This window comes from Staphylococcus sp. ACRSN (assembly GCF_022346615.1).
Lineage (GTDB): Bacteria > Bacillota > Bacilli > Staphylococcales > Staphylococcaceae > Staphylococcus.
Genome location: NZ_JAKRNS010000003.1, coordinates 287,027 through 293,699 on the forward strand (window position 1 = coordinate 287,027; position 6,673 = coordinate 293,699).

Genomic DNA, 6,673 nt, shown 5'->3' on the forward strand with positions numbered 1-6,673 from the left:
GCAAAAATGATTACTGAAAAGTATTTTTGGAAGTGTATATATACTTGGGTGAAATATCTTGACTATCAAGTGATACATCAAAATACTGATGATAGTGAAATTTGGTTAGTAAACAAGAAAAAGTCATCAATTGTCGTTTTTAAATTTGGTGCAAATTCAGCACAAGAAGTAAGATTTGATAAGAGTAGAATCCAAGAACACAATAGTGATATTGTTACATTTTTAGGATTTACTCCAAAAAATTATGAACTCTATATATTAACCGACAAAACATTTACGGATGAAAACTTGGACGAATATGAAAATACAAAGTTTAAAGTGAGAATAATAAGAGACAATAAACAATTAGAAAACATATTACCCAATTTCGCATTGAAAAAGATTTTTACCAAACAAACAAATCAAACTAAAACGTTTTATAAAAACAGAGCGTTAAACCGTAATCCAATTGAAAAGCATATGGTGAAATTTTCACCTGTAACTTATGCTTTAATAACAGTTAATGTATTAATATGGTTATTGATGTTTCTTATATTGAATCATTTTTCTGATTTTAAACTGCTAGATGTAGGAGGTCTAGTTCACTTTAATGTTGTTCATGGAGAATGGTATAGATTAATTACATCAATATTTTTACATTTTAATTTTGAACATATTTTGATGAATATGCTAAGTTTATTTATCTTTGGGAAAATAGTTGAATCAATTGTGGGTCACTGGCGAATGCTTGCTATATACATTATTTCGGGATTATTCGGTAATTTTGCATCGTTATCTTTTAATACTGATACCGTGTCTGTTGGTGCAAGTGGTGCGATTTTCGGACTGATTGGCGCAATATTTGCATTTATGTATATAAGTCAACGTTATAATCGTAAAGTAATCGGTCAGTTGTTAATTGTTTTAGTAATATTAATCGGTATGTCATTGTTTATGCATAACGTTAACATAGTTGCGCATATCGGTGGATTTATTGGTGGCGTATTAATTTCATTAATAGCTTATTATTTTAAAGCAAATAGAAATCGTTTTTGGATATTACTTATTCTTATACTTATCCTATTTATAGCTGCACAAGTTAGAATTTTCACCATTAAAGAAGATAATATATATAATACAATTATCGCAAATGAGATGAAAGAAAATAATTATAAAGAAGCTCAAGAAATGGTGCAACAAACGATAGATAAGCATTATGCGGATGATGAAACATACTATTTAAATGGTTTGATTCTTGCAACTACAGAGTCGAAGGCCGAGGGTGTTGCAGCTTTGGAAAGAGGCTTAAGTTATTTTCCAAACTCAGCAATTTTAAATTATGAGTTAGCGATTGCAAATCGTTCACTCGATGATAATGATAAAGCATTGAAATACATTAAAAAAGCACTTAAAATTGACTCATCGAATAATGATTACATCAACTTACATAAAGAATTGAGTGAACAAGATGATGAATCATAAAATCTCTACTTTTTACGATGTGCAGCAATTATTAAAAAAATTTGGCTTCATTATTTATTTTAAAGATAAAAATGATATGTATGAAATGATGGAGCAAGAAATTCACTCTCTATTTCAATATAAATTGATATCTAAAGAAGAATATTTGAAGTCAAGATTAATTATAAATCAGAGAAGGAATGAATAAATAAATGAATAAAATTATATTAGCCGCAGATATTGGTGGAACAACTTGTAAACTAGGTATTTTTGACGAAAAATTAGATCGCGTATCTAAATGGTCTATAGATACTGATACAACTGATACTACAGGATATTTATTGTTGAAAAACATTTATGATTCATTCGTAGATGCAGTTGATAAAACTGAATATAGTTTTTCAGATGTCTTAGGTGTTGGTATTGGTGTTCCAGGACCTGTGAATTTTGAAACTGGTATTGTACACGGTGCTGTGAATTTATATTGGCATGGAGATGTCAACGTGAGAGAAATTTTCCAACAGTTTGTTGATTGTCCTGTTTATGTAGATAATGATGCAAATGTTGCAGCTTTAGGTGAAAAACATAAAGGTGCCGGTCAAGGTGCAGATGATGTTGTTGCTATAACATTAGGAACTGGCCTTGGTGGTGGTATCATTTCTAATGGTGAAATTGTCCATGGTCATAATGGATCAGGGGCGGAAATTGGTCATTTTAGAGTAGATCATGACCAACGCTTTAAATGTAATTGTGGTAAATCAGGTTGTATTGAAACTGTTGCATCTGCTACAGGCGTTGTTAATTTAGTTAATTTTTATTATCCAAAGCTTACTTTTAAGTCTTCAATTTTGCAACTTATTAAAGATAACAAAGTAACTGCAAAAGCTGTATTTGATGCAGCGAAATCAGGCGATCAATTCTGCATATTTATCACTGAACGTGTTGCTAATTATATTGCTTACCTTTGTAGTATCGTTAGTGTTACAAGTAATCCTAAATATATTGTTTTAGGTGGAGGCATGTCAACAGCTGGTTTAATTTTAATTGAGAACATTAAAACAGAATATCATAATTTAACTTTTACTCCGGCACAAGAGGGGACAGAAATTGTTCAAGCACAATTAGGTAATGATGCAGGCATTACTGGTGCTGCTGGTTTAATTTATACTTATATAATCGAAAAGGAAGGCGTTAAATAATGGCTATTGTAGACGTAGTTGTAATACCGGTTGGTACAGATGGACCAAGTGTAAGTAAATATATTGCAGAAATTCAATCTAAACTAAAGGAATATAAAGCTGCTGGTAAAATTGATTATCAATTAACGCCAATGAATACGTTGATTGAAGGAGATTTGAAAGACCTTTTAGAGGTAGTGCAAGCAATTCATGAACTACCTTTTGATAAAGGATTAGATAGAGTTTGTACAAACATTCGAATCGATGATCGTCGAGATAAATCACGAAAAATGGGTGAAAAGGTTACAGCTGTTCAAAAGCATTTAAATGATGGAGGTCATTAAACATGAGAATCTCAAGTTTGACTTTAGGCCAAGTTTCGACTAATTGCTATTTTATTGAAAGTGAAAAACATGTACTGATGGTTGATCCAGCTGGTGATAGTGATTTGATATTCAAAAAACTAAATCAAATTAATAAACCATTGAAGGCTATTTTGTTAACACACGCTCATTTTGACCATATAGCGGCTTTAGATAATGTGCTAGAAAAGTATAATGTACCCGTTTATATGCATAAGTCAGAATTTGATTTCCTAACGGATGTGAATAAAAATGGGTCAGCTGCATTTAAACAATATGGTTTACCTTCCATTACTAGTAAAGCGAAGCCTTTATCACTTGATGAAGGGACATTTAATATAGATGAATTTAAATTCAATGTATTACATACACCAGGTCATTCACCAGGTAGTTTAACGTATGTATTTAATGAATTTGCAGTTGTTGGTGATACACTCTTTAACCAAGGTATAGGACGTACTGATTTATATAAAGGTGACTATGAAACATTGGTCGATTCAATTTTGGATAAAATATTTGAATTAGATGATGATTTACCTTTATTCCCCGGACATGGTGAATATACAACAGTTGCAGATGAACAATTAAATCCATTCTTGCATGGTTAGTTAATTTTAAATTTAATAGCACTTTAAAAAGTAAAAAAGTCACCTCCTACGTGTATAAGTATAGGAGGTGACTTTTTATTGCAATTATTATTTAACAATATCCTAAGTAAGGCGTTAGTTAGAAAAGCGTCAGATATACACTTTATTCCTAGTGAGAATGACATTTATTTAAATTTACGCATAAATGATCAACTCATATTCATAGAGACAATTCATCCAACTTTGTATCGTAAATTACTTACGTTTATGAAATATCAGGCTGGACTTGATGTATCAAATCATAATATTGCACAAAGTGGTCGATATTTATATAAGTATAAGGAACTATATTATTTACGCATATCAACATTGCCTTTATCTTTAGGTATAGAAAGTTGTGTGATTCGTATTATTCCTCAATATTTTAAAGAGCCGAATCCAAATACAGAGTTACTAGAATTATACAAATTAATGAATAAGAATCAGGGATTGATATTATTAAGCGGTCCAACTGGTTCGGGAAAGAGTACATTAATGTATCAACTGGTCAAATATGCTAAAGATAATTTGAATTTAAATATAATTACAATAGAAGATCCAGTCGAAACATTAATTAAAGGTATTACTCAAATTTCAATAAATGAAAAGGCAGGGATAAATTATGCTTCTTCGTTTAAAGCTATATTAAGGTGTGACCCAGATATTATATTAATTGGTGAGATTAGAGACTCAGCAATTGCAAAATGTGTTTTACAAGCAAGTTTGAGCGGTCATTTAGTACTGTCAACAATACATGCTAGTAATTGTAAAGGTGCAATACTTAGACTTATTGAAATGGGATGTAGCATACAAGAGATGCACCAATCATTACTAACTGTGATTAATCAACGCCTTGTAACTACAAATAATCAAAATAGATTATTGATATATGAAACATTAAATGCAGATGACGTCAAATATTTCTTTGAACATAATAATAATTTACCTAGAAACTTTGAAAGCTTAAATTATAAGCTAGAAATGATGTCAAAGGAAGGTGTCATACGTGAAGCGACCCTTGATAGATATAGTTAAAAGAAAACCGTTAAATGAACTTCAACGAATCGATTTAGTGAAAAGATTACAAATGTTATTAGATAATGGTTTTACATTATCCGAATCTTTCGAATTTATATTTGAACAATTTGATTTAAACAATAAAAATACAAAAGATAAATTATCCAATGCTCTATTGAATGGAGCGAATTGTTATGAAGTATTCACAATATTGAACTATCCCAAACAAATCATTATGCTTGTATATTTTGCAGAGTTATTTGGTGATTTGGCAATCTATCTAAAAAATGTTGAGGATTTTCTGACAAGAAAATACCAGACTAAACAAAAATTTTTGAAAACTATTCAATATCCAACCGTTTTATTTATTGTATTTATTACTTTAATTATTATTTTGAATAATACAATTATACCTGAATTCAATGAATTATATAACACCATGGGTGTGCAACTATCCACGACTCAATCTTTATTTACTGCAATTATCTTCAAGTTACCTCTTTTTATTTTCATATTTATTATCACTACTATAATTTTTATAATTTTAGCGCGCTTTTTTTATCAACGTACTTCTATATCGCTAAAACATAAAATTATATTAACAATACCTATTTTAAAGAAATTATTTATTCGCTATAAAACTTATAGATTAGCTACTGAATTTTCACTTTTTTACAAAAATGGAATAACTTTACAAAACATCGTAGAAATATATAAACAACAGCATGATGACCCTTATTTGAATTTTATTGCAAGTGAAATTAATGAAGGTATACGACATGGTTCTAATCTTAGTCAAATATTAGAAAAATTTTCTTGTTTTGAGGAAGGGTTAATAAAATTTATAAAAGCAGGAGAAAAACAAGGTAAATTAGAAATAGAATTAAGGATTTATAGCGAAATTATTATCTCTAAAATTGAAAATCAATTACAATTAATGATTAAAATAATTCAGCCAGTCATTTTTAGTATACTGGCATGTTTAATTGTATTACTTTATTTAATAATAATGTTACCAATGTTTGATTTAATGCAAACAATTAAATAATGTGAAGGTGATATATATGTATAAAATTTTTAAATTCAACAAAAAAGACGCTTTTACACTGATAGAAATGTTGCTTGTTTTATTAATTATTAGTTTATTGTTAATCTTGATCATTCCTAATATATCTAAGCAGTCTGAAACAGTGAAAGAAACAGGTTGTGAGGCTCAACTAAAAATGGTGGAAAGTCAAATTGAATCATATACGCTTAAGTATGATAAAAAACCTGATTCAATTGATGATTTGATACAAAAAGGTTACCTAAAAGAAAATCAAAAACATTGTAAATCTGGAGCAACAATTTCTTTAAGTAATGGTGAAGCAATTGCTAATTAGTAAAGCATACACTTTGATAGAAATGTTACTAGTGCTTACTTTAATCAGTGTGCTTTTAATGATACAGTTTAAAATTATTCCAATTAGTAAATTAAATATGGAGTCAACAGAGAATCAAATCAAAGATTTAATATTACATTTAAACTATATTAAATCACAAGCAATAAAAGATAACCAACCTATAACAATTGTAATTAGTCCTAAATCTGAAGAAATATTAATAGTAGAACAAAATCATGAATTCCGCCGGTTAAAGTTACCAGCAGATGGAAAGATACATTATAGAACGAATGTCAGACGTATTACTTTTGAACGAGATGGCAGTACTAGTAAATTTGGCAGTCTTTTTATAAATATAAAAGATGAATTATATAGAATTATTTGCCATATAGACAAAGGACGTATTCGATATGAAAAAGCTTAATATAAAATCATCATTATTACTAGATGCATTGCTTTCTCTTTCGATAATGACAAGTCTATGTATTACATATATTCCAATGGTTAATCACATGAGTAATCAAATTAAGCATAAAGAAAATGAAATAAATATGAAACGTATTTTAGTTTCAGCATTATCTTTAAAGAATCAAAAAGAAGATTTCAATTTTACAATTGATCATCGTTTTAAAATTAATTTTAATAAATATTCATATTGCATATTTGAT

General features: G+C 29.0%; 10 protein-coding genes. All 10 read left to right on the forward strand.

The annotated features are described in order from the left end of the window. Window positions 1–6 precede the first annotated feature (6 nt). Window positions 7–1,461, forward strand: a complete 1,455-nt coding sequence (locus MHZ36_RS04880; protein ID WP_239229961.1) for a rhomboid family protein — start codon at window positions 7–9, stop codon at window positions 1,459–1,461. Further along, the gene (locus MHZ36_RS04885; protein WP_239229986.1) at window positions 1,451–1,648 is read left to right on the forward strand and encodes a YqgQ family protein; all 198 of its coding nucleotides are present in this window, start codon (window positions 1,451–1,453) and stop codon (window positions 1,646–1,648) included. Before MHZ36_RS04880 ends, MHZ36_RS04885 begins: the two co-directional genes overlap by 11 nt. A gap of 4 nt (window positions 1,649–1,652) precedes the next feature. Then, a complete protein-coding gene (locus tag MHZ36_RS04890) occupies window positions 1,653–2,639 on the forward strand; it encodes a glucokinase (RefSeq protein ID WP_239229962.1) in 987 nt (328 codons plus the stop codon). Then, window positions 2,639–2,962, forward strand: coding sequence for an MTH1187 family thiamine-binding protein (locus tag MHZ36_RS04895; RefSeq protein ID WP_239229963.1), 324 nt, complete (start codon window positions 2,639–2,641; stop codon window positions 2,960–2,962). The genes MHZ36_RS04890 and MHZ36_RS04895 overlap by 1 nt, the downstream gene beginning before the upstream one ends. Before the next feature lie 2 nt (window positions 2,963–2,964). Next, complete coding sequence (locus tag MHZ36_RS04900; RefSeq protein ID WP_239229964.1) at window positions 2,965–3,588, forward strand: MBL fold metallo-hydrolase; 624 nt, start codon at window positions 2,965–2,967, stop codon at window positions 3,586–3,588. Window positions 3,589–3,666: 78 nt separating this feature from the next. Further along, entirely contained in the window at window positions 3,667–4,641 is a 975-nt protein-coding gene (gene comGA, locus MHZ36_RS04905; RefSeq protein WP_239229966.1) for a competence type IV pilus ATPase ComGA, read from the forward strand. Next, window positions 4,613–5,671: a competence type IV pilus assembly protein ComGB gene (gene comGB / locus MHZ36_RS04910; protein ID WP_239229968.1), complete on the forward strand. Its 1,059-nt coding sequence runs from the start codon at window positions 4,613–4,615 to the stop codon at window positions 5,669–5,671. The genes comGA and comGB overlap by 29 nt, the downstream gene beginning before the upstream one ends. A 16-nt stretch (window positions 5,672–5,687) precedes the next feature. Then, a complete protein-coding gene (gene comGC / locus MHZ36_RS04915) occupies window positions 5,688–6,005 on the forward strand; it encodes a competence type IV pilus major pilin ComGC (RefSeq protein WP_239229970.1) in 318 nt (105 codons plus the stop codon). After that, window positions 5,995–6,429 carry a competence type IV pilus minor pilin ComGD gene (gene comGD / locus MHZ36_RS04920; protein WP_239229972.1) on the forward strand — a complete coding sequence of 145 codons (435 nt, stop codon included), beginning with the start codon at window positions 5,995–5,997 and terminating at the stop codon, window positions 6,427–6,429. Before comGC ends, comGD begins: the two co-directional genes overlap by 11 nt. Then, window positions 6,416–6,673, forward strand: a 258-nt coding sequence (locus MHZ36_RS04925; protein WP_481867123.1) for a hypothetical protein, incomplete at its 3' end; no start/stop codon positions are given. The genes comGD and MHZ36_RS04925, both read left to right, overlap by 14 nt.